At 63.1% G+C, this 23,401-nt stretch carries 21 protein-coding genes and 1 pseudogene; 17 read left to right on the plus strand and 5 right to left on the minus strand.

Going from position 1 to position 23,401, the window contains the following annotated elements:
- Position 1: 1 nt before the first annotated feature.
- The 6 genes from A9K65_RS08895 (at position 2) to A9K65_RS08920 (ending at position 5,758) form a co-directional block, all read left to right on the plus strand.
- Positions 2–934 carry a carbohydrate ABC transporter permease gene (locus A9K65_RS08895; RefSeq protein ID WP_024504414.1) on the plus strand — a complete coding sequence of 311 codons (933 nt, stop codon included), beginning with the start codon at positions 2–4 and terminating at the stop codon, positions 932–934.
- Between the two features lie 5 nt (positions 935–939).
- A complete protein-coding gene (ugpC, locus tag A9K65_RS08900; RefSeq protein ID WP_027161308.1) occupies positions 940–2,037 on the plus strand; it encodes a sn-glycerol-3-phosphate ABC transporter ATP-binding protein UgpC in 1,098 nt (365 codons plus the stop codon).
- 53 nt (positions 2,038–2,090) lie between these two features.
- Positions 2,091–2,837, plus strand: coding sequence for a sugar phosphate isomerase/epimerase (locus A9K65_RS08905; RefSeq protein ID WP_064995552.1), 747 nt, complete (start codon positions 2,091–2,093; stop codon positions 2,835–2,837).
- An 11-nt stretch (positions 2,838–2,848) separates the two neighbouring features.
- A complete protein-coding gene (locus A9K65_RS08910) occupies positions 2,849–3,991 on the plus strand; it encodes a Gfo/Idh/MocA family oxidoreductase (RefSeq protein WP_013529544.1) in 1,143 nt (380 codons plus the stop codon).
- 121 nt (positions 3,992–4,112) lie between these two features.
- Entirely contained in the window at positions 4,113–5,159 is a 1,047-nt protein-coding gene (gene mgrA, locus A9K65_RS08915; protein ID WP_013529545.1) for an L-glyceraldehyde 3-phosphate reductase, read from the plus strand.
- 194 nt (positions 5,160–5,353) lie between these two features.
- Entirely contained in the window at positions 5,354–5,758 is a 405-nt protein-coding gene (locus tag A9K65_RS08920) for a Fur family transcriptional regulator (protein WP_013529546.1), read from the plus strand.
- Positions 5,759–5,910: 152 nt separating this feature from the next.
- Here the strand turns inward: A9K65_RS08920 and polA are convergent, their stop codons facing one another.
- On the minus strand, positions 5,911–8,862 hold the full coding sequence (gene polA, locus A9K65_RS08925) for a DNA polymerase I (RefSeq protein ID WP_064995553.1): 2,952 nt from the start codon (positions 8,860–8,862) through the stop codon (positions 5,911–5,913).
- A 416-nt stretch (positions 8,863–9,278) separates the two neighbouring features.
- Here polA and A9K65_RS08930 point away from each other — a divergent pair, with 416 nt between their 5' ends.
- From A9K65_RS08930 to A9K65_RS08960, 7 genes are all read left to right on the plus strand, one after another.
- Positions 9,279–10,664: a M20/M25/M40 family metallo-hydrolase gene (locus tag A9K65_RS08930; protein WP_064995554.1), complete on the plus strand. Its 1,386-nt coding sequence runs from the start codon at positions 9,279–9,281 to the stop codon at positions 10,662–10,664.
- A gap of 124 nt (positions 10,665–10,788) precedes the next feature.
- Positions 10,789–11,409, plus strand: a complete 621-nt coding sequence (locus A9K65_RS08935; RefSeq protein WP_064995555.1) for a ribonuclease D — start codon at positions 10,789–10,791, stop codon at positions 11,407–11,409.
- A 100-nt stretch (positions 11,410–11,509) separates the two neighbouring features.
- Positions 11,510–11,713 carry a hypothetical protein gene (locus tag A9K65_RS08940; RefSeq protein ID WP_013529550.1) on the plus strand — a complete coding sequence of 68 codons (204 nt, stop codon included), beginning with the start codon at positions 11,510–11,512 and terminating at the stop codon, positions 11,711–11,713.
- A 108-nt stretch (positions 11,714–11,821) separates the two neighbouring features.
- Entirely contained in the window at positions 11,822–11,989 is a 168-nt protein-coding gene (locus A9K65_RS08945) for a GlsB/YeaQ/YmgE family stress response membrane protein (protein WP_084016281.1), read from the plus strand.
- A gap of 25 nt (positions 11,990–12,014) precedes the next feature.
- Complete coding sequence (locus tag A9K65_RS08950; RefSeq protein ID WP_013529552.1) at positions 12,015–12,161, plus strand: hypothetical protein; 147 nt, start codon at positions 12,015–12,017, stop codon at positions 12,159–12,161.
- A gap of 18 nt (positions 12,162–12,179) precedes the next feature.
- Positions 12,180–13,094 carry a hypothetical protein gene (locus tag A9K65_RS08955; protein WP_064995661.1) on the plus strand — a complete coding sequence of 305 codons (915 nt, stop codon included), beginning with the start codon at positions 12,180–12,182 and terminating at the stop codon, positions 13,092–13,094.
- A 169-nt stretch (positions 13,095–13,263) separates the two neighbouring features.
- Complete coding sequence (locus A9K65_RS08960; protein WP_013529554.1) at positions 13,264–15,531, plus strand: transglycosylase domain-containing protein; 2,268 nt, start codon at positions 13,264–13,266, stop codon at positions 15,529–15,531.
- Between the two features lie 9 nt (positions 15,532–15,540).
- Here the strand turns inward: A9K65_RS08960 and A9K65_RS08965 are convergent, their stop codons facing one another.
- Positions 15,541–15,906, minus strand: coding sequence for a nuclear transport factor 2 family protein (locus A9K65_RS08965; RefSeq protein ID WP_013529555.1), 366 nt, complete (start codon positions 15,904–15,906; stop codon positions 15,541–15,543).
- A 161-nt stretch (positions 15,907–16,067) separates the two neighbouring features.
- Here A9K65_RS08965 and A9K65_RS08970 point away from each other — a divergent pair, with 161 nt between their 5' ends.
- The gene (locus tag A9K65_RS08970) at positions 16,068–16,820 is read left to right on the plus strand and encodes an SDR family oxidoreductase (protein ID WP_013529556.1); all 753 of its coding nucleotides are present in this window, start codon (positions 16,068–16,070) and stop codon (positions 16,818–16,820) included.
- Between the two features lie 13 nt (positions 16,821–16,833).
- Here the strand turns inward: A9K65_RS08970 and A9K65_RS08975 are convergent, their stop codons facing one another.
- Positions 16,834–17,754 (minus strand): zinc-binding dehydrogenase, encoded by a 921-nt coding sequence (locus A9K65_RS08975; protein ID WP_064995556.1) that lies wholly within the window; start codon positions 17,752–17,754, stop codon positions 16,834–16,836.
- 137 nt (positions 17,755–17,891) lie between these two features.
- Between A9K65_RS08975 and A9K65_RS08980 the strand changes: the two are divergent.
- Positions 17,892–18,702: pseudogene (locus tag A9K65_RS08980) on the plus strand (helix-turn-helix transcriptional regulator).
- 70 nt (positions 18,703–18,772) lie between these two features.
- Here the strand turns inward: A9K65_RS08980 and ybaL are convergent.
- Together ybaL and A9K65_RS08990 are read right to left on the minus strand one after the other, a co-directional pair.
- On the minus strand, positions 18,773–20,569 hold the full coding sequence (ybaL, locus tag A9K65_RS08985; RefSeq protein WP_064995557.1) for a YbaL family putative K(+) efflux transporter: 1,797 nt from the start codon (positions 20,567–20,569) through the stop codon (positions 18,773–18,775).
- Positions 20,570–20,785: 216 nt separating this feature from the next.
- Positions 20,786–21,235: a host attachment family protein gene (locus A9K65_RS08990; RefSeq protein ID WP_013529560.1), complete on the minus strand. Its 450-nt coding sequence runs from the start codon at positions 21,233–21,235 to the stop codon at positions 20,786–20,788.
- 421 nt (positions 21,236–21,656) lie between these two features.
- On the opposite strand from A9K65_RS08990, the gene cysG reads away from it, so the two are divergent.
- Positions 21,657–23,108, plus strand: coding sequence for a siroheme synthase CysG (gene cysG / locus A9K65_RS08995; protein WP_064995558.1), 1,452 nt, complete (start codon positions 21,657–21,659; stop codon positions 23,106–23,108).
- Positions 23,105–23,398, plus strand: a complete 294-nt coding sequence (locus A9K65_RS09000) for a DUF2849 domain-containing protein (RefSeq protein WP_013529562.1) — start codon at positions 23,105–23,107, stop codon at positions 23,396–23,398. The genes cysG and A9K65_RS09000 overlap by 4 nt, the downstream gene beginning before the upstream one ends.
- Positions 23,399–23,401 lie beyond the last annotated feature (3 nt).

Raw genomic sequence — 23,401 nt, forward strand, 5'->3', positions numbered from 1 at the left:
CATGGCAGACATCACCGCTCAAGCAAGCACCGCCGCCGGCGCGCGCCAGGGCATCACCGATCCCTACGGCCCGAAGCCGCGCCGCGTGATTTCGCGCCGCAACGTCTTCCTATACGGCACATTGTTCGTCATGGCGGTCTACTACCTCTTGCCGCTCTATGTCATGGTCGTCACCTCGCTCAAGGGCATGCCGGAGATCCGGCTCGGCAACATCTTCTCACCGCCGCTCGAGATCACTTTCGAACCGTGGGTCAAGGCGTGGTCGACTGCCTGCACCGGCCTTAACTGCGACGGGCTCTCGCGCGGCTTCTGGAATTCGGTGCGCATCACCGTGCCGTCAGTGCTGCTGTCGATCGCCATCGCCTCGGTGAACGGTTATGCACTGGCCAATTGGCGCTTCAAGGGCGCCGATACGTTCTTCATCATCCTGATCGTCGGCGCCTTCATTCCCTACCAGGTGATGATCTATCCGATCGTCATCATCCTGCGCGAGATCGGCCTCTATGGCAGCCTCAGCGGGCTGGTGATCGTCCATTCCATTTTCGGCATGCCGATCCTGACGCTGCTGTTCCGCAATTATTTCTCCTCGATGCCGGAGGAGCTGTTCCGGGCGGCACGTGTCGACGGTGCCGGCTTCTGGGGCATCTTCCTGCGCATCATGCTGCCGATGTCGCTGCCGATCTTCGTCGTCGCCATCATCCTGCAGGTGACCGGCATCTGGAACGACTTCCTGTTCGGCGTCGTCTACACCCGCCCCGACACCTATCCGATGACAGTGCAGCTCAACAACATCGTCAATTCGGTGCAAGGCGTGAAGGAGTACAACGTCAATATGGCCGCAACCATCCTGACCGGGCTTGTGCCGCTCATCGTCTACTTCATCTCCGGCAAGCTTTTCGTACGTGGCATCGCCGCCGGCGCGGTGAAGGGGTGATGGCGATGACGGCAGCCAACGATACCAGCGTTTCGATCCAGGACCTGTCGCTGAATTTCGGCGCGGTGACCGTCCTGGAGACGCTCAATCTGGATGTCGCCGATGGCGAGTTCATCGTGCTGCTCGGGCCGTCCGGCTGCGGCAAGTCGACCTTGCTCAATTGCATTGCCGGCCTGCTCGACGTTTCCGAAGGCCGCATCTTCATCAAGGGCAAGAACGTCACCTGGGAAGAGCCCAAGGACCGCGGCATCGGCATGGTGTTCCAGTCCTATGCGCTCTATCCGCAAATGACGGTGGAGAAGAACCTGTCCTTCGGGCTGCGTGTCGCCGGCACGCCAAAAGAAGAGATCGCCAAGCGGATCACGCGGGCGGCTGAAATCCTGCAGATCGAACCGCTGCTGCAGCGTAAGCCGGCCGCACTTTCCGGCGGCCAGCGCCAGCGCGTCGCCATCGGACGGGCGCTGGTGCGCGATGTCGACGTGTTCCTGTTCGACGAGCCGCTGTCCAATCTCGATGCCAAGCTACGCGCCGAACTGCGCGTCGAGATCAAGCTGCTGCATCGCAAGCTGCAGAACACCATGATCTACGTCACCCACGACCAGATCGAGGCGATGACGCTGGCCGACCGCATCGCGGTGATGAAGGGCGGCGTCATCCAGCAGCTCGATGCGCCGCAGACCATCTACAACCGTCCGGTCAACCGCTTCGTCGCCGGCTTTCTCGGTTCGCCCGCAATGAACTTCGTCGATGGCCACCTGGAAGACGCCGACGGCGGCTGGCGGTTCGCGGCCGGGGATATCAAGATCCCGCTCGGCACTTACGACTTTGCCAAGCCTCCGGCTCCCGGCCCCGTCACATTCGGTATCAGGCCCGAGCATGTCAGCCTGAACAGCGGCACCGGCTGGCCGTTCTCGATGGCCGCCAATGTCGAGGTGGTCGAACCCATGGGCTCCGACACGCTGGTCTGGCTGAAGCTTGCCCAGCAGAATTTCAGCGTCCGAGTGACCTCGGAACGCACGCCCAAGAACGACGAGGCGGTGACGCTTGGATTCGATCCGATGCGGGCCTCGCTTTTCGACACCGCAACCGGCACACGCATCTAGCTTCCGAGAACCAACCTTCCAACGACGATCCCCAAGCAAAACGGACAGAGACGATGAATTGGTCATTCCAACTTTACAGCGCCCGCAATTTCCAACCCTGGGACGGTGTGCTCGCCATGCTCGGCAAGCTCGGCTACGCCCAGGTCGAAGGTTTCGGCGGCGTCTATGATGATCCCAAGGCATTCCGTGCCGAGCTCGACAAGAACGGGCTTGCCATGCCGACTGGGCATTTCTCGATCGACGCGCTCGAGAACGATTTTGACGGCGTGCGCAAAACCGCCGACGCACTCGGTATCACGCTGCTCATCTGCCCTTTCCTGATGCCCGACCAGCGGCCATCCGACGTGGCCGGCTGGCGTGGTTTCGGCGAACGCCTGGCCAAGGTCGGTGATGCCGCGAAAAAGGCCGGCTACGGCTTTGCCTGGCACAATCATGATTTCGAGTTCAAGAAACTTGCCGACGGATCGGTGCCGCAGGACCACATCCTCTCATCCGCGCCCGATGTCAGCTGGGAGATGGACGTTGCCTGGGTGGTGCGCGGCGGCGATGATCCGCTGCCGTGGATCGAGAAACACGGCAAGCGCATCAGCGCCGTCCACGTCAAGGACATGGCCAAGCCCGGCGAGGGGCTGGATGAGGATGGCTGGTCGGATGTCGGCCATGGCACCATCGACTGGGCCGGCCTGATCAAGGTGTTGCGTGCCAGGAGTGCTGCCCAATACTACGTCATGGAACAGGACAACCCCAACGACATCGAGCGTTTCGCCCGCCGCTCCATCGCAGCCGCCAAAACCTATTAGGAGCAATCAGCATGGCAAAGAAACTTGGCATCGGCGTCATCGGCTGCGGCAACATCTCGAAGGCGTATTTTTCGCTGGCGCCGCTGTTCCGCGGCATCGAGATGCGTGCCTGCGCCGACATCAACATGGAGGCGGCCAAGGCGCGGGCGAAGGAGTTCAAGCTGCGCGCCGAAACCGTCGAAGACCTGCTCAAGGCCGACGACATCGACATCATCGTCAATCTGACCATCCCGGCGGTGCACTATGAGGTGTCAAAGCAGATCCTCGACGCCGGCAAGCACGTCTATTCGGAAAAGCCGTTCGTGCTGTCGGTCAAGGAAGGGCTCGACCTTAAGAAGCGGGCGGAGAAAAAGGGTCTGCGCATCGGCTCGGCGCCAGACACTTTCCTCGGCGGCGCGCACCAGCTGGTACGCAACCTGATCGACACCGGCAAGCTTGGCAAGGTCACGAGCGGTACCTGCCATGTCATGGGTCACGGCATGGAGCACTGGCACCCCAATCCGGATTTCTTTTTCCAGCCAGGCGCGGGGCCGGTGCTCGACATCGGACCATATTACATCACCAATCTGATCCAGCTGATCGGGCCGGTGAAGCAGGTCGCGGCCTTCGCCACGACGCCAGCCAAGGAGCGCACGATCAGTTCAAAGCCGCGCGCGGGTGAAAAGATACCGGTCAACACACCGACGACCATCCATGGGCTGCTGGAGTTCGAGAACGGCGCCGTTATCACGCTCAACACCAGCTGGGACGTCTGGGCCCACGGCCACGCGCCGATGGAGCTTTATGGCGAGGCGGGTACGGTGTTTGTGCCGGACCCGAACTTCTTCGGTGGTGACGTTCGCTTCACCGTCGCGGCCAAACCGGTCAAGAAGCTGCCGAACTGGCCGCATCCGTTCGGCGTGCCCAACGAGATGCATTCGCAAGGCATGATGGCCAACTACCGCACGTCAGGCCTTGCCGATATGGCGGTGGCGATCGCGGAAGGCCGGCCGCACCGCTGTTCGATGGAGCTGGCGCTGCACGCCGTCGACGTGATGACCGGCCTGCTGCGTTCCGGCGAAACCGGCAAGTTCGTCGCCATGCAGACCACCTGCGAACGGCCGGCCGCACTTGGCGTCAAGGAAGCCAAGGCGCTTTTGGCGAAGAAGAAATAGGCAGCACACCTCAACCCTCTCCCCGTTTCGACGGAGAGAGGGTAAGGGTGGGGGGCAGAGCCAACTCGCCGCGTTGTGACGAATGCAGCCGACCGGCTCGTTTCCATTCGAGGATTTTCCGATGCCCTACACGCCCGCCGAAAACCGTTACGAGAAAATGGTCTACAACCGCTGTGGCCGCTCCGGCCTGAAGCTGCCGGCGATCTCGCTGGGCCTGTGGCACAATTTCGGCAACGACACGCCGCATAAGACCAAGCAGGCGATCGCGCGCAAGGCCTTCGACCTCGGCATCACGCATTTCGACCTCGCCAACAATTACGGTCCGCCGCCCGGTTCTGCCGAAACCGCCTTCGGTGAGATCCTGCGCACCGACTTCGCTGCCTACCGCGACGAATTGATCATCTCGACCAAGGCCGGCTACCAGATGTGGGCCGGGCCCTACGGCGAATGGGGTGGGCGCAAATACATTCTGGCCAGCCTCGACCAGAGCCTCAAGCGGATGGGGCTCGACTATGTCGATATCTTCTATTCGCACCGTTTCGATCCCGACACGCCGCTGGAAGAAACGATGGGTGCGCTCGACCATGCCGTGCGCTCGGGCAAGGCGCTCTATGCCGGCATCTCGTCCTACAATTCGCAGCGCACGCGCGAGGCGGCCGATATCTTGAAGCAGCTTGGCACGCCTTGCGTCATCCACCAGCCGAGCTATTCGATGCTGAACCGCTGGGTGGAGGAAGACGGCTTGCTCGACACGCTCGAAGGGCTCGGCGTTGGCTCCATCGTGTTCTCGCCGCTGGCGCAAGGCATGCTGACGGACAAGTATCTCGGCGGCATTCCGGACGGCAGCCGTGCGTCGCAGGGCAAGTCGCTGAAGACAGCCTTCATCAACGACAAGACCATCGCCAACATCAAGGCGCTCGACGCCATCGCCGGCAGGCGCGGACAGACGCTGGCGCAGATGGCGCTGGCCTGGGTGCTGCGCAAGGGGAGGGTGACCTCGGCACTGATCGGCGCCAGCCGGCCGGAGCAGGTCGAGGACTGCGTCGGCGCGCTCAAGGCGCTCGACTTCAGCGATGCCGAACTCGCCGAGATCGACACCTACGCGCGCGAATCCGACATCAATCTGTGGGCGGCTTCTGCCGAGCGCAAAGGCCCGCCGAGGAAATAGGTCCGCTCGATAAGCCGGCAAAGCAAAAAACGGCGGGCAACCTGCCTGTTGCCCCGCTCCGATCGATGTTCTCGGCGGCCTTGCGGGCAGAATGCTGGAAACAGTAGCAAAAATGCCTGTTCGTCGCTATCTGGATGGGACATGGATCGTTTGTGCGCGGCGCAAGCGACGCAAGGCGAGTTGGAAACAGGATCATGGCGGCAAGGGATGTGCTGACGAAAAACCAGCTGTGCGTGCTCGAGAAACTCGAGACCGCCAGCGGACCGCTCAGTGCCTACACCTTGCTCGACCAATTGCGCGAGCGCGGTTTTCGCGCACCGCTCCAGGTCTATCGCGCGCTCGACACTCTGGTGAAGTCAGGTTTCGTGCATCGGCTTGAAAGCATCAATTCCTTCGTCGCCTGCGCCGAGCCGCATGACCACAGCCATTCGATGACTGCCTTCGCCATTTGCGACACATGCGGGCAGGTCACCGAAATGTCAGACCACGATGTCGGCCACAGCTTGGACGAATGGGTGCGCTCCACCGGCTTCGCCGCCAAGAAGGCGGTGATCGAGTTTCGCGGGACATGTGCCAAGTGTTTGGCTGAGGCGGCTTGAGGTGAGTTGAGATTCAGATGATGCCGGCCTGCAAATGGCGGCTTCCTGCCGCTTCCGGTGCTCACGTACGAAAAGTACGCTCCGCTCCGGTTCTCGGAATCCACCATTTTCGGCTCGGCCTGATCTGAATCTCAACACACCTTGCGTTGGTGCTAATGCGCCTCGTCCCAGTTGTTGGCGGCTCGCGCGTCGACATGCAGCGGCACCGACATCGAGACCGCCGGCATCGCCGCGTTTTCCATGACATGACGCACGACCGGGATCGTCGCCTCGACTTCCGCCTCGACGGTCTCGAAGATCAGTTCGTCATGCACCTGCAGCAGCATGCGTGCCGAAAGGCCTGCTTTTTCCAGCGCCTCCTCCATGCGGATCATGGCACGGCGGATGATGTCGGCGGCGGTGCCTTGCAGGCGGGCATTGATCGAGGCGCGTTCGTTGAAGGCGCGGAGCGAGGGGTTGGACGATCTTATGTCGGGGTAATGGATGCGGCGGCCGAAGATCGTTTCGACAAAGCCGTGCTCGCGGGCATAGGCCTTGGTCTCCTCGATGTAATCGCGGATGCCGGGGAAGCGCTCGAAATATTTCTTGATGTAGTTGCCGGCCTCCTCGCGCGGGATCGACAGCTGGTTGGCGAGACCGAAGGCCGAAATGCCGTAGATGATGCCGAAATTGATCGCCTTGGCGCGGCGGCGAACCTCCGACGGCATGCCTTCGACCGGCACGTTGAACATCTCCGACGCGGTGATGGCGTGGATGTCGGCGCCGTCGGCGAAAGCCTGCCGCAGTTGCGGGATTTCGGCGACATGGGCGAGCACCCGCAATTCGATCTGGCTGTAGTCGGCCGAGACCAGCCGATGGCTCTTGTCGGTGATGAAGGCGGTCCTGATCTTGCGGCCCTCGGCGGTGCGCACCGGGATGTTCTGCAGGTTCGGATCGGAGGATGACAGCCGGCCCGTCGTCGTCGCGGCCAACGCGTAGGAGGTGTGGACGCGCTTGGTGTCGGGGTGGATGAAGCCGGGCAGCGCATCGGTGTAGGTCGATTTCAGCTTGGTCAGCTGGCGCCAGTCGACGATCTTGCGCGGCAGTTCGTGACCTTCGGCGGCGAGATCTTCGAGAAGCTGCGCCGACGTCGACCACTGGCCGGTCTTGGTCTTGGAACCGCCGGGCAGGCCCATGCGCCCGAACAGGATGTCGCCGAGCTGCTTTGGCGAACCGATGTTGATGCGTTCGCCGATGAGCTGGTAGATTTCCTCTTCGAGGCGAGCGGCGCCCTGGGCCAATTCGCCGGAGAGCCGCGACAGGATGTGCCTGTCGACCGAGATGCCGCGCTGTTCCATGCGCGCCAGCACCGGCACCAGCGGCCGCTCCAGCCGCTCATAGACAGACACCAGGCCCTTGGCGGCAAGCCGCGGTTTCAGCACCAGCCAGAGCCGCAGCGTGACATCGGCCTCTTCGGCGGCATGAGCGGTCGCCTTGTCGATGTCGACCAGATCGAAACCGACCGAGCTTTTGCCCGAGCCGGTCACGTCCTTGAGCTGAAGAGGGGTATGACCGAGCCACTTTTCGGCAAGCGCATCCATGCCGTGACCATGGGGCGTACCGGCATCGAGCACGTAGGAGATCAGCATGGTGTCGTCGAACGGTGCGACATCGATGCCGTAGCGGCTCATGATGACAAGATCGTATTTCAGGTTCTGCGCGATCTTGAGAACCGATCTGTCTTCGAGCAGCGGTTTCAGCACCGCCAGCGCCTCGCGCAGCGGAATCTGGTTTTCGAGCGCGCCACCACCGAGCAGGTCGCCATTGCCGCTCATGTGGGCGAAGGGAATGTAGGCGGCGCGTCCGGGAGCCGTGGCGATAGCCATGCCGATCAGTTCGGCCTGCATCGGATCGGCGGATGTCGCCCTGACGTCGAAGGCGGCGATGCCAGCCTCCCGTGCCTCGGCGACCCAGGCTTTCAGGGTCGAGATATCGCGGATGCAGTGATAGGCCGAAATGTCGATCTTGCCGGTGGCCGCGCGCTCCAGCCTTAGTGCCGCGAGCAGGGAGGGGGTATCGCCTTGTTTTGACGTCTCCGCCGTCCCGCCGGCTTCGTCCGGTTCAGTGCCAGGCGCGTTTCGGGCAACCGGCGGCAAACCGGCGCCAACGTCTGGGCCATGGGCATGATCGGCGCGTTCGACGGTGACCGCGACGGCCTGGACGTCGCCGGCCTCGGTGCTGGTCGCTTCCGCGACACGGCGGGTCAGCGAGGTGAATTCCATGGTCTTGAGGAAACCGATCAGCTTCGGGCCGTCGGGCGCGTGCAGGACGAAATCCTCCAGACCCTCGGTCACCGGTACGTCGTTCATCAGCGTCACCAGCTGACGAGAAATGCGCGCCTTGTCGGCGTTGGCGATGATCGATTCCCGGCGCTTGTCCTGTTTGATCTCGCCGGCCCGGGCCAGCAGCGTGTCTAGGTCACCGAACTGTTCGAGCAGTTGCGCCGCCGTCTTCGGCCCGATGCCGGGCACACCAGGCACATTGTCGACCGAATCGCCGGTCAGCGCCTGCAGGTCGACCATCTTCTCCGGCGGCACGCCCCATTTCTCGATGACCTCCGGAATGCCGATCTGGCGGTCCTTCATCGGGTCGTACATGGCGACCGTATCGCCAACCAGTTGCATCAAATCCTTATCGGAGGAGATGATGGTGGTATCGCCGCCGGCTTCGCAGGCGAGCCTCGCATAGGTGGCGATCAGATCGTCAGCCTCGTAGCCTTCGATCTCGACGCAGGGCAGGTTGAACGCCCTGGTCGCCTGGCGGATCAGGCCGAATTGCGGGATCAAATCTTCCGGCGGTGCCGAGCGGTTGGCCTTGTATTCGGGGTAGAGGTCGTTGCGGAAGGTTTTTGACGAATAGTCGAAAATGACGGCGAAATGCGTCGGCACGATGCCTACATCGGTATTGCGGGCGTCGAGCATCAGCTTCCACAGCATGTTGCAGAAGCCGGAAACGGCGCCGACCGGCAGGCCGTCGGATTTGCGGGTCAGCGGCGGCAGCGCGTGATAGGCACGGAAGATGTAGCCGGAGCCGTCGACAAGGAAGAGATGATCGCCTTTTTTCATGCCGGCAGGGATAGCGCGGCGCGGCGGCTTGGTCCATGCCAAAGGCAGCCTCGACTATCGGTTCCGGCAACACCCTGACAGATCGCCGTCACCCTGCTCACGGCCATGTTACAAAACTGTAATTTTCGTGCCCTTGAATCGCCACGTTCAGAGACCCAAATACACGTCATCGGCAGTTTTCGCCGAGTCCGGAGCAAGGCCCGTCCCCCGCCTATCCCGGACACCTGCGGCAGCCTATCCCCCCTCTCCGGGCTGCCGCATCGTTTCGAGTAGAAGGCCGCCGTGGTTCCCCCTCCACCACGGCGGTCTTTTTTTGCCTCGCAGAGACGTTTGCAGCCCGTGGTCCAATGATCGCGGGCTTTTCGTTTTCCCGTCATGCCTTTACGGTTCCGGTTCTGAATCGAAAGGCTTCACATATGTCCGCAGTTTCCCCCGTCCTCGACCGTCTCGACAAGAATCTCGACCAGAGCCTCGAGCGCCTGTTCGGCTTGCTCAGGATCAAGTCCATCTCCACCGATCCAGCCTATGCCGCCGACTGCCGCAAGGCGGCGGAATGGCTGGTGGCCGAACTCGAGCTGATCGGCTTCGACGCCAGCGTTCGCGACACGCCCGGCCACCCGATGGTGGTTGCGCACCATGACGGCCCGGCCGGTTCGCCGCATGTGCTGTTTTACGGCCATTATGACGTTCAGCCGGTCGACCCGATCGAATTGTGGGAAAGCGATCCGTTCGCGCCTGCTGTCAAGGAGGTCGGGCCGGACCACAAGGTGATCGTCGGTCGGGGGTCGGCCGACGACAAGGGCCAGTTGATGACCTTCGTCGAGGCTTGCCGCGCCTGGAAACAGGTGCATGGCAATCTGCCTTGCCGCATCACCATCCTGTTCGAGGGCGAGGAGGAATCCGGTTCGCCTTCGCTGAAGCCGTTCCTCGAGGCCAATGCCGACGAACTCAAGGCCGATTTCGCGCTGGTCTGCGATACCGGCATGTGGGATCGCGACACGCCGTCGATCTGCGTCGGATTGCGCGGGCTGGTGGGTGAGGAGATCACGGTGAAGGCCGCCGACCGCGACCTGCATTCGGGCCTCTATGGTGGTGCCGCCGCCAACCCGATCCGCGTCCTGGCCAGGGTGCTGGCCGATATCCACGACAAGGACGGCCACATCACCATTCCCGGCTTCTATGATGGCGTCGAGGAAACGCCGTCGCAGATCCTGAAATCATGGGAGACGCTCGGCGAGACTGCCGAGACGTTCCTGGGACCGGTCGGCCTGTCGATCCCGTCGGGCGAAAAGGGCCGCTCCGTGCTGGAATTGACCTGGGCGCGGCCGACGGCCGAGTTCAACGGCATCATCGGCGGCTATACCGGCAAGGGCTTCAAGACGGTGATCGCGGCCGAAGCCTCGGCGAAGGTCTCGTTTCGCCTCGTCCACAAGCAGGACCCGAAAAAAATCCGGGCCGCGTTCCAGAAGTTCGTCAAGGAGCGCATTCCGGCCGACTGTTCGGTCGAATTCCATCCGCATGGCGGCTCGCCGGCAATCCAGCTTTCCTACGACTCGCCCTTCCTGGCCAAGGCCAAGAATGCGCTGTCCGACGAATGGCCGAAGCCGGCGGTTACGACGGGCAGCGGCGGCTCCATTCCGGTTGTCGGCGATTTCCAGACCTATCTCGGCATGGAATCGCTGCTGGTCGGGTTCGGCCTCGACGACGACCGCATCCACTCGCCCAACGAGAAATACGAGCTCAGCTCCTTCCACAAGGGCCAGCGCTCGTGGGCGCGGATTCTCGATGCCTTGACGCGCTGAGCAGCGGCACCCCTGTTTTCCTGTTGATTTTTCAGCCGATCGCGGCGAGGACGGGCCACAAGATAAAGCGCTGCAGCATCCCCTGCGGGTCAGGGGGCACTGTAGGGCTCGACCGGAGAAGACAATGGCCGATATCCGTTTCCATAAAAACGACCTGCCCGACCTCTCGCACTACAATGTCGGGGCAGTGGCCATCGACACCGAAACGCTCGGGCTCAATCCGCATCGCGACCGGCTGTGCGTGGTGCAGATTTCGCCCGGCGACGGCAGCGCCGACGTCATCCAGATCGCGCCCGGCCAGAAGAAGGCGCCGAACCTCGTCAGCCTGCTGAGGAACCGTGGCGTAACCAAGCTGTTCCACTACGGCCGCTTCGATCTTGCCGTTCTCTACAATGCGTTCGGCGTCATGCCGGAGCCGGTGTTCTGCACCAAGATCGCCTCGCGGCTGACCCGCACCTATACCGACCGCCACGGGCTCAAGGACATCTGCTTCGAGCTTCTCGGCGTCGGGCTGTCCAAGGCGCAGCAATCGTCGGACTGGGCGGCCGAGACGCTGTCGCCCGAACAGCTCGAATATGCGGCTTCCGACGTGCTCTATCTGCACCGGTTGCGCGATGTACTGGCCGGACGGCTGGCGCGCGATGGGCGGACCAAGGAGGCCGGTGCCTGCTTCCGCTTCCTGCCGACGCGTGCCAAGCTTGACCTGTTGGGCTGGGACGAAGAGGATATCTTCGCCCATAGCTGAGGGCCGTTGGCGCGCTCCGCGGGCCGGTGACCGTTTGGAACCGGATACAGGCCGTCGCGTTCTGTCGGCTCAGTTTGTCGGTGCAATTGGGGATAATGACATGGCGGACAGAAAGCCGATTGCGACCGCGCCGACAGACGGCTCCAAGGTCTCCGTGACCTGGAAGGACAGCGACGGCGTCATCAACGAATCCATCGCGCAATATCGCGACGACGGCTGGTGGGTCTATATCGACAGTCACACGCAAAAGAAGGTCGAGCCGACCAGCTGGCGCCCTGCCGCAAGCGACGACGACGATCAATAAGCGCGCCGCTGGTGAGGCCGGCTGCTTTCGAATAGCCTAAGCTGTTGATGTCGAGGCCGATTCGGGCTTTCCGGTCCGCGGTCGCCCTCTTGCTCGGAGGAAATCGCTATGGGTGTCGAAAGCCTGCTCGTCTTCATCATCATCGGTGCCATCGCCGGCTGGCTGTTTCCGCGGATCGGCTTTTCCATCGGCGGCGGCACTCTCGCCGCGATCATCCATGCCACGATCGGCGCCATCATCCTGCTGGTGCTGGTCAAGGTTCTGAAACGAGCCTGAGGCTCGACAACGCAAAGAGCGCGCAATGAAACAGAATACGCTCTATCTCGTCATCGGCGCGCTCGTCGTCGTGGTCATCGCGCTCGGTATCTATGTCTATCGCGAGCAGACCAAACCCAAGGGCGTCGAGCTCAAGATCGACGACAAGGGCATTTCGATCCAGCAGAACTAAGCCATGCGGGGGCGCGACATGGTTGCTTCTGACGCCCCGGAAGACGTCGATCAGCCCCCGATCACCGTGGCGGAATGGGAGAGGCTGAACAGACCGCCAAGGCGCGAGGCGCTGCTGCGCTATCGTTGGCGGGTGTTTCGCTTTCTGAGGACATCCGCACCGGTCAGCGAATTGCAGGGGCAAGAGCAGGTATTCCGCGATGCGGTCGTCGCCACCGTGGCCTTCAACCGGCCCGAAATGATCGAATGGCAGATCCACCTGGTACGCCGATACCTGGCCGAGCACGAAAGCTACATCGTTTTCGACAACAGCAACAAGGGCGAGGCAAGGGAAGCAATCCGCGATCTCTGCCGTCGCCAGCATGTCCCCTATGTCGCATTGCCGAAGAACAGGCTGGTCGTCAGCAGATCGCACGGTCAAGCGCTCAACTGGATCGTGCGGAATTTCTTGCCCAGGTTCGGGCCGAAGCTGTTCGGCTTCATCGATCATGACATCTTTCCGACTGAACCGTTTTCGATCCGCGCCCGGATGGAGGGCAAAAGCCTCTACGGCAGCGTGCGGCGCGACACGCCGACGCCAGGCGGCTGGTTCCTGTGGCCCGGCTTCTGTTTTTTCGACGGAAGCCTGTTGCGGCGACGGCTGGATTTCGCCCCGAGCTACAAGTTTCATATGGATTCCGGCGGCGGCAACTGGCCTGTGCTCTACAGGTCGATCCATCCGGCGCTGGTTCGATTCGCTGAAAACAAATCGCTTCGCTTCGGCGCCGGACATGATCAATCCGAGGATTTTTTCATGATGGTCGATGGCTGGCTGCACGTCACGAACGCCTCGAACTGGAGGCGACAGCCGGTTGACAGGGGCGAACACATTGTCGCGCTGTTGCGGCAAGCCGGCGGTCCCGACCAGCCGGATGTGAAGTTCGAGCCCATCTGAACGAGACAGCGAACAGCGTGGTGTCAGTAACCTGCAAAGAGCAGACGCTGGCCTTTTTGGCTGCCCAACCCCAAGGCCGGCATTCGAACACGACTTAACCCGCCCTTAAATCGCCGCATCTACTCTTCAACCCGAACGCCATAGGCATCGGGGACATCAAGCACAGCGCATGGCGAACCGCAGAGACAGTCGCATCGAACCCAGTTTCGAGGGGCCGCCGCAGGCGCGGTCCTCGGCGGGTCTTTCGGTGAACGAGGAGGATCGCGTCGTGCCGAGCAATCGCAAAGCCTCCGCAAAACGCAAGCCGGCCAAAGGGAAATCGTCGCGGGTCAAGCGCGGCAGAAGCCGGCGCGGCCTGTTCGGCGTGCTCGGCCGGCTATTCTACTGGTGCTTCGTGCTCGCCATCTGGGGCGGCATCGCCGTGGCCGGCATCGTCATCTACTACGGCGCCAAGATGCCGGCGGCGACGACCTGGTCGATTCCCGACCGCGCCCCCAACATCAAGATCGTCTCGGCAGATGGCCAATTGCTCGCCAATCGCGGCATGAGCGGCGGCGAGGCGGTCGGCCTGCACGAAATGTCGCCCTATATCCCGGAAGCCGTCATCGCCATCGAAGATCGGCGCTTCTACTCGCATTTCGGCATCGACCCGATCGGGCTTTCCCGCGCGATGGTCACCAATGTGCTTGGCGGGCATTTCTCGCAGGGTGGCTCGACGCTGACCCAGCAATTGGCCAAGAACCTGTTCCTGACACCCGACCGCACGCTGGAGCGCAAGGTGCAGGAAGTGCTGCTGGCGCTATGGCTGGAGCACAAGCACACCAAGGACCAGATCCTCGAAATGTACCTGAACCGGGTCTATTTCGGCTCTGGCGCCTATGGCGTCGAAGCCGCCTCGCGCCGCTATTTCGGCAAGAGCGCGCGCGACGTCACCCTGTCGGAAGCCGCATTGCTTGCCGGCCTGCTGAAGGCGCCGTCGCGGCTGTCCCCGGCACGCGATCCGAAGGCCGCCGAGGAACGCTCGCAGCTGGTGCTTGCCGCCATGCGCGACGAGGGCAAGATCAGCGCCAAGGAACTGACCTCGGCGATGAGCGCGCCGGCAACGCGTGCGCCTTCCTATTGGACCGGCTCGGAGAATTACGTCGCCGATACCATCATGGAGGAACTGCCCGACCTGATCGGCGACGTACGCGGCGATATCGTCATCGACAGCACCGTCGACCTGAACCTGCAGAAGCTCGCCGAGCAATCGATCCGCAGGCTGATCGACGACAGCGGCAAGAAACTCAACGTCAGCCAGGGCGCCCTGGTGTCGATCGACGATTCCGGTGCGGTGCGCGCCATGGTCGGCGGCTACGACTATTCGACCAGCCAGTTCGACCGTGCTTCGGAGGCACGTCGCCAGCCGGGCTCGGCATTCAAGCCGTTCGTTTATATGGCCGCTCTTGAAGCCGGCCGCACGCCCGACAGCATCCGCAACGATGCGCCGATCAAGATCGGCAACTGGACGCCCGACAATTACGGCGGCAAGTATTTCGGCAAGGTGACGCTGGCCACCGCGCTGGCCAAGTCTTTGAATTCGGTGGCAGCGCAGCTGACCATGGAAGTCGGGCCGAACGCGGTTGTCGAGGCGGCGCACCGCATGGGCATCCAGTCCGACCTGACAGCCAACACCTCGATCGCGCTCGGCACTTCGGAAGTGACGCCGCTGGAGCTGACGTCGGCCTATGTCCCCTTTGCCAATGGCGGCTACAAGCCCGACATCCATTTCATCCGGCGCGTGACGACCACCGAGGGCAAGGTGCTTTACGACAGCGGCGGCGGCAGCGCGCCGCGCGTCGTCAAGCCTGAGATCGTCGGCATGATGAACTCGATGATGACGGGCACGGTTGAGATCGGCACTGCCCGGAAAGCGGCTTTCGCCTGGCCATCGGCCGGCAAGACCGGCACCAGTCAGAATTCGCGCGACGCCTGGTTCGTCGGCTACACCGCCAATCTCACCACCGGTGTGTGGTTCGGCAATGATGATGGCAGCCCGATGAAGAAGGTCACCGGCGGCGCACTGCCGGCGCAGGCCTGGCACGAGTTCATGGTTGCGGCCCACGAGGGTGTGCCGGTGCGGCCGCTGCCCGGCACCTGGAAGTCGACGCCGGCCGACACAATCGTCCCCGACGAGATACCCTCGGCGAACAACACGGCGCCGGTTCCGTCCACGTCGGTCGGTCAGCAGGCACCGGCGCGGCCAACAGCGCCGGTTGCCCAAGCGCCAGCGCCGGTCCGCGCGGCTCGTCCCGCCCAAACCGTCGATGCCGATGGCCTTTCCATGCCGGGGGATGACGGCGCCACCGCGTCGATCAAGCACCCGGTGCCGCCAGGCGACGTCGGCGGCCCGCGCAAGAAGCGGCAGACCTCGATCCTCGACCTCCTTGGCGGCTGAGTAGACCCGCTAATTCGCCTTTGATTTGGCGCTGCCCAGCTTCTTGCTGTCAAAGGTCAGTTTGTCGCTGTGAATCTTGCCGTCGCTGATGGTGAGGTGCTTGGCGCAGGAAAGCGCGCCGGACGACTTTGTCATCAATTCATACATAAGCAGCGCCTGGTGATCGTCTCCGAAGGCCGCGATCATGCGCACACCGGTCACATCCTGTGAAAGTTTGGTCAGGCCCTCGAGGCAGGGGGCCTTGCCAGTCGACTGTTGCATCGGCCCATCAAAAACGACGTCGTCGGCGACATAGGATGCTGCCTTTTCGAGGTCGTGTCCTGTCCACGCTTTGGTGAAGGCAGTGGCGATGTCGAGGGGTGCTGTCTGTGTCATGGCTTTGTCCTGATAGATTGATTCAGAACCCCGCGCCCTTTCCGCATTCAAGGACCAACGGCGAGCCAGCTTCCCGGTTCCTCCTTTGAGGTGAGTGGTGACATTTCGGCCTCTCGCCACCTCGGCGGCGTTCGGCTACATCTGCCGGCTGGAGACCTGAAATGACTGAACTCGACACCCGAAAGACCATCGTGCTGACCGGCGCCAGCCGCGGCATCGGCCACGCCACCGTCAAGCGTTTTTCGCGCGAGGGCTGGCGCGTCATCACCTGCTCCAGGCAGGCTTTCGCCGAGGACTGCCCGTGGCCGGCCGGGCCGGAAGACCACATCAAGGTCGATCTCGCCGATCAGGAGGATGTCGGCATCGCCGTCTCCGAAATTCGCCACCGGCTGGAAGCGCATGGCGGCCAGTTGCATGCGCTGGTCAACAATGCCGGCATTTCGCCGAAGCTCAAGGACGGCAACAGCCGCATGAATTCGATCGACACGCCGATGCATGTCTGGCGCGACGTGTTCCAGGTCAATTTCTTCGCGCCGATCATGCTGGCGCGCGGGCTGTTCAAGGAACTGGCGGCGGCCAAGGGCTCGATCGTCAACGTAACCTCGATCGCCGGAACCCGCGTGCATCCTTTCGCAGGCACGGCCTACGCGACATCGAAGGCGGCACTCGGCTCGCTGACGCGCGAGATGGCACATGATTTCGGCCCGCACGGCATCCGCGTCAACGCGATTGCGCCGGGCGAAATCGATACCGCGATCCTGTCGCCGGGCACGGACAAGATCGTCGAGACCATTCCTCTCAGGCGCCTTGGCACCACGGCCGAAGTCGCCGACATCATCTTTTTCCTGTGCTCGCAGCAGGCGTCGTATGTGACTGGCTCGGAAATCCACATCAATGGCGGCCAGCACGTGTGACAAAACAGGATGCTCATCCTGTTATGGTGAGAACAGCCTTGCCGCTGAAGCTGCGCTGTCGCAGTGCGTCCAGCGCTTGAGCGACGTCTGTCCACGGCGCCGTCAAGGCCACGCGCGTTTCGAGCCGGCCGGCTGCGACCAGAGCGAGCAGTGAGGCGATGTCCTCGCCGATGCCTGGACCAGACGTGTAGTACGCAAAAGTCTGAAGCCTTGCCCCTTCATGATCCGGAACGAACTGGCGGAATCCGACGGGCGTCAGCTCGCCGCTGCTCGAACCGAACATGACGATGGTCCCGCCAGGTGCGATACGTTCGATCGCGCGTGCGAGGCTTTGGCCGCCGACCGACTCGGTGATCAGCGAGAACGGCCCCTCGGCCAGATCGATCGCTTCGACAACCTGCCGGGCTCCGAGGCCGCGGAGATCGTCGGCATGCCGGGCCGCGGCGATTGCCGTCACCGAGGCGCCTTGCTCGCGGGCGATCTGGATCTGAAAACGGCCGACCGCTCCGCTTGCACCGGTGATCAAGACCTGCTGGCCGGCGAGGTCGCCGCCATGGCGTAGAGTCCTTAGTGCCGTCGTACCGGCGACAGGAAGCGTGGCTGCGGAAACGAAACTGACGTCATCCGGCAGGACGGCGAGACGGTCGATTGGGACTGCGATGCGTTCGGCCCAACCGGCCTCGTCGACCAAAGCAACAACCCGGGCGCCGACGGCTGGCCCGGAACCATCGGCTGCTCTTCGTTCGACAATCCCCGCGATGTCCTGGCCGGGTGTCCAGCCCTCGGGGCGTATGGCAAGCAGGCGCAGTTCGCCCCGGTTCAACGAAGTTGCGTGGACCGAGACAAGCGCTTCGTTCGAGGCCGGTTGAGGCTCGGCGATGTCGACGAGCCTCAACCCGGTCGCGCTTTCGGGAGAGATGACCAGGGCGAGCATGGTGTACCTTGTTGCTGGCTTGTCGGTGCCAGCTTGCTGTGGAAAGCACGGCAAGCTGAGTATGAGCCGGAGCTTATCGACTTTCGCCGTTAAAGAATTTAGCTATCATGGCGTTTAATCGCTAATAACAGTCAACCATGAGACAACCCCTCAGCTACCCCTGGCTCGATCTCGATGTGGATGACCCTGCCGCGCCGGCGATTGCCGTGCGCGTCGACATCCCCGACACCAGAGCGGAAGTCCCCCCCCCATCGGCACCGCAAAGGCCAACTCGTCTTCGCACTCGGCGGCGGCGTCACATGCCGCGTTCCAAGCGGTCTATGGATGGTGCCGCCGCATTGCGGGGTGTGGATCCCCGGCGGCATGGAGCACAGCAATGTCGCAACCGCCAACGCTAGGATTTTTTTCGTCTACATAGAGCCGGGAGCCGCCGATCTGCCGGAGCGGTGCTGCACGTTTTCAATCTCGCCCCTGCTGCGCGAATTGATCATCGAGCTTTCCGATCGGGTGGAGGGTGACGGGGCGAGGGGCGAACTCTTGACCAAGATGCTGCTCACCGAATTGCCACGCATGCCTGTCCAGCAATTGCACCTGCCGATCTCGTCCGAGCCACGCTTGAACAGGATCGCCGAGGCGTTGGCGCAAGATCCTGCCGACCGCAGCACACTGGCGGAATGGGCCAACCGCATCGCGCTCAGCGAGAGCAGCCTCGCCCGCCTTGTGGCAAAGGAGACGGGGCTGAGTTTCGGGCGCTGGCGCCAGCAATTGCACTTGATCGTTGCAATTCGGGAACTGGCTTCCGGCAAGAGTGTCCAGCAGGTCTCGGGCGATCTCGGCTATGGTTCCGTTACGGCCTTCATCACCATGTTCAAGAAGGCGCTTGGGAAGCCGCCGGCCAAATACCTCAGCGGTATCGCGCAAAATGGCGGCTCTGCATTCGTGGCGTGATGCTCGCTTGAAAGGGTGGTCGAGCCGATCACGTTGCCAGCGTGCGAGAGTGCAGCTTGGGCTTTGGGACTCAGGCCACCGACGGCTCGGCGGTTTCGCGCCTCAACTCCGGTTTGGAACCGAGAACTTCTTCCACAATCCCGCGCGCAATCTCGCGCTCGCCCATGATCACCGTATCGGCGCCCAAACCCTTGAGATGTTCGACCTCGGCATCGGAATGGGCACGGGCGATGACGTTGATAGCGGGATTGGCGGCGCGCGCGCGGAGCACGATCTGGCCGGCTTCGAAGGCATTGGGGATCGCAAGGATCAGCCGGCTGGCGCCCTCGGGATTGGCGGCGGCGAACACTTCGGCATTGGCCGCATTGCCGGCGACGGTCTCGACGCTGTCCGCTTTCAGCTTCGCCAGCGTCTTGTCGGCGTCCTCGATGACCAGGAAGGGCATTGCCGCGCCTTTCAGGGCCGAGCCGACCAGGCCACCGACACGGCCGTAGCCGATCAGGATGGCATGGCCGGTGAGTGCCGTCTTTGGCGGCGGCCCGTCCTCCTTTTTCGCCGCTGCCGCGACAGAGGCCACCTGGCCCGGCTCCGTCGCTGGACCAACCGGTTTTGCCTCGACCGGTGGTGCCGTCCTGGCGGCGCGCCGTTCCAGCCATGGCTTCATCCAGTCGATGGCCAGGAACATCAGCGGGTTGAGGACGATCGACAGGATCGCACCGGCCAGAATGAGGTCGCGGCCCTGTTCCGGCAGCAGCTTCAGCCCGACGCCGAGTTCAGCCAGGATGAAGGAGAACTCGCCGATCTGGGCGAGGCTTGCCGAGATTATCAGCGCCGTGGCGATGGGATAGCCGAAGGCAACAACGATGGCGAACGCGGCCAGTGATTTGCCGATGATGATGATGGCGAGCGTCGCCAGGATCGGCCAACCATTGCTGATCAGGCTGAACGGGTCGAACAGCATGCCGACCGAGACGAAGAACAGCACGGAGAAGGCATCGCGCAGCGGCAGCGATTCTTCCGCCGCGCGGTGGCTGAGTTCGGATTCGCTCATGATCATGCCGGCGAAGAAGGCGCCCAGCGCCAGCGAGACACCGAACAGTTTGGCCGCACCGAAGGCGACGCCGAGCGCGATGGCCAGAACCGCCAGCCGGAACAGTTCGCGCGAGCCGGTATGGGCGACATAGTGCAGGATCCAGGGAATGACCCGGCGGCCGACCACCAGCATGACGATGACGAAGGCGGCGACCTTGGCCAGCGTGATGCCGACGACGCCCCAGATGCCGTAGCTGGCCGGCAGCGACAGCAGGCCGCTGGCATGGGCGTCGGCCTGCTCCTGGCCGCCGAGCACGCCAGCGAGCGCCGGCAGCAGCACCAGCGCCAGCACCATGGCCAGATCCTCGACGATCAGCCAGCCGACGGCGATGCGGCCGCGCTCGGTCTCGATCATCCGCCGTTCCTGCAGGGCACGCAGCAGCACCACGGTCGAGGCGACCGACAACGCCAGGCCGAACACCAGCCCCGCGCCCATCGACCAGCCGAGCATCCAGGCAAGACCAGCGCCAAGCGCGGTGGCAAAGCCGATCTGGACGATGGCGCCCGGCACGGCGATGGCACGCACCGACAGCAGATCCTTGAGCGAGAAGTGCAGCCCGACGCCGAACATCAGCAAGATGACGCCGATTTCGGCCAGTTCGTTGGCAAGCCCGGCATCGGCGACGAAGCCGGGCGTGTTCGGCCCGACCAGCACGCCGGCTATGAGATAACCGACCAGGGGCGGAATGCGGAAGCGGTTGGCGAGAGCCCCGAAGACGAAAGCCAGCCCCAGACCGGCGACGATGGTGGCGATAAGGGGCGTGTCATGCGGCATTGTCTATGGAGCGCCTTTCAAGTCAGCGATGTTGGATGAGCGCCGCCCAAGGCCGCCGCCTGTTTGCAATATGGTGGATGGTATGTCGGCGATGCAACCCGCAAAGCCGTGAAATCGACGGCGCTGCCGCGAAAATTTGACCGGCAGCTGAGAAAGCTGCCGGCCGGATCGGAATTTGTGCGGAGCTATTCGTCTCGATTCGTCAGGGCCGATAGATCAGGCTGCCCGCAGCAAGGCCTCGATTTCCGGTATGGCATGGTTGGTCAATGTCTTGGGAATTTCGGCGGTCACCTTGTCCCCGACCTCCTTGTGCAGCTTTTTGCGCATTGTCCCAAGCACCACCGGCGGCGCGACGAGCACGATCTCGCTGAACTCGCCGTCATGCGCGAGCTTGTAGAGCCGGGCGGCGATTTCATCGGCAAAACGCTCCTTGCCGATGCGGTGCCAGTCCGTATCCTCGACTGCGCTGCGGTGTACGGAGGGACCATCACTGTATCGGCCGGGGCTGTCACTGCCTTGCTCGCGGGTGGGCGGGTTGTCCTGCTGCATTTCCTGCACCACCTCGAGATTCGGATATTTGTTGTCACCGGCGTTCCTGAGGAAAAGCGCCTTCTCGCCATCGGCCACGATCACCCAGATACCGTGCTTGAGTATGATTGTGTTCATGATGACAGGGCTCCTTTTTAGCCGCGTGGCGACCTTTAGTTGGCATTCCGCAGCCGGATTTCGATCCGACATGATGGGCCTTTTGAGAACGCGCCTCGAGCCGGTAATGTTCCAGTCGGCAGCCACGTCGGCGTTGGACATTCTGGCTATCCCGAGGTCGCGACTTTAATCTACTAAGTTGGTAGAATTTAGAAAAAACAGTTTTGCGGCTTTTCTCGCCGGGCGCTAAAAGAGCCACAAATCAAGGCCTGCGACAGCAGCTTGAATCCGCTCTATCTGTAAATGAGAAATATTTTTCTCTTGGCCGGGATGCTTTCAGAAAAGCAATTGCATCCCGATAAGGGATGCGCGAGTGCGTTCCTTCTGGTTTCTCGCGCTCGCGCGTAGAACTGCAAGCTCATTGAGGATTCCGCTCGCGTCCATGTCGCACACTGCTCCCAAGCTCAACGCCTTCCCCGTGTTCATGCGGGTTGAGGGCGAAGCTGTGACCATCGTCGGGGGCGGCGAAGAGGCGCTGGCCAAGGCGCGGCTGATCGGACAGTCGAGCGCGCTCCTGCGGATCGTCGCGGAACACGCCGAGCCCGACCTGCTCGCCTTCGTCGCCCAGGCCGGCGCGACGCATTTTGCCGCGGCTTACGAGGCGTCGCAGCTCGAAGGCGCGGTCATGGTGTTTGCCGCCAGCGGCGACGAGGAACTCGACCGCCGGGTGGCCGCGGATGCGCGCCGCCTAGGCATTCCGGTCAATGCCGTCGATCGGCCTGAGCTTTGCGATTTCTTCACCCCGGCGCTGGTCAACCGTGCGCCGGTGGCCATCGCCATCGGCACCGAGGGTGCAGGCCCGGTGCTTGCCCAGATGTTGCGCGGCCGCATCGACCGCATGCTGTCGCCGTCGCTCGGGCCGCTGGCAATTCTTGCGGCTTCGTTTCGCGGGGCTGCCGAGAAGCTGCTGCCGAGAGGCAATGCCCGCCGCCGCTTCTGGAATGATTTCTTCGCTGGCGCTCCTGCGCGCGCGGCTGAAGCCGGCCAGCTTTCGCAGGCGCATGACGCCGCCGTCGATCTTCTGCTGTCGAACACGCCCGCTTGCGGTCACATCGCGCTGGTTGGCGCCGGTCCGGGCGCCGAGGATCTATTGACCTTGCGAGCCCATCGTCTGCTGATGGAAGCCGATGTCATCGTCCATGACGCCCTTGTGCCCGAGGCGGTCGTTGCCATGGGTCGCCGCGATGCCGAGCGCCTGCCGGTCGGAAAGCGCAAGGGCTGCCACACCAAGAGCCAGGCTGAGATCAATGCGCTGCTGGTCGAGCTTGGCCGTGAAGGCAAGCGTGTCGTGCGGCTGAAGTCTGGCGATCCGCTGGTGTTCGGCCGGGCCGGCGAAGAGATGGCGGCACTTCGCGACGCCGGCATCGCCTATGAGGTGGTTCCGGGCGTCACCGCGGCCTTTGCCGCCGCCGCCGATTTCGAACTGCCGCTGACCTTGCGCGGTGTCTCCTCGTCGATGGTGTTCACCACCGGCCACGACCTCAAGGGCAATTCGCTGCCCGACTGGGCCAAGCTCGCGATTTCGGGCGCCACCGTCGCCGTCTATATGGGCCGCTCGGTGGCGGCCGAGGTTGCCGGACGGCTGATCGAGGCCGGTCTGTCGCCGGACACTGCGGTGGCCGTGGTCGAGAATGCCAGCCTCGCCAACCGGCGGCGCTTCCACGGCACGCTTGCCGACCTGCCGTCGCTGGAAGCGCGCGCCGATCTTTCCGGCCCGGTCATGACCATCATCGGCGATGCGGTCGCCGGCGCCAACTTTGAACGGTCCGAGCCGCTGGCGGCACACAGGCATGAAGGCGCGTCCAGTTCGGTCGCCGAAGGAGTTCAGCAATGAAGATACTGACCGCCAACCGCCTCACCGACGGCATCGCCGTCTGGTACGCCGATGGCGGCTGGGCCGAGACGGTGGATCATGCCGACCTCGCCCATGACAAGGCAGCCGATGACAGGCTCGAGGCGATCGGCGCCAAGGCCTATGCCGCCAACGAAGTGGTCGACGTCAATTTGATCGACGCTGAAGTCGTCAACGGCGTCGTCCAACCGGTGCGGCTGCGCGAGAAGATCCGCGCCGCCGGCCCGACCATCCGCAACGATCTCGGCAAGCAGGCTGCGCGGGCAGCATAACCA

Source organism: Mesorhizobium sp. WSM1497, assembly GCF_001672455.2.
Classification (GTDB): Bacteria; Pseudomonadota; Alphaproteobacteria; order Rhizobiales; family Rhizobiaceae; genus Mesorhizobium; species Mesorhizobium ciceri.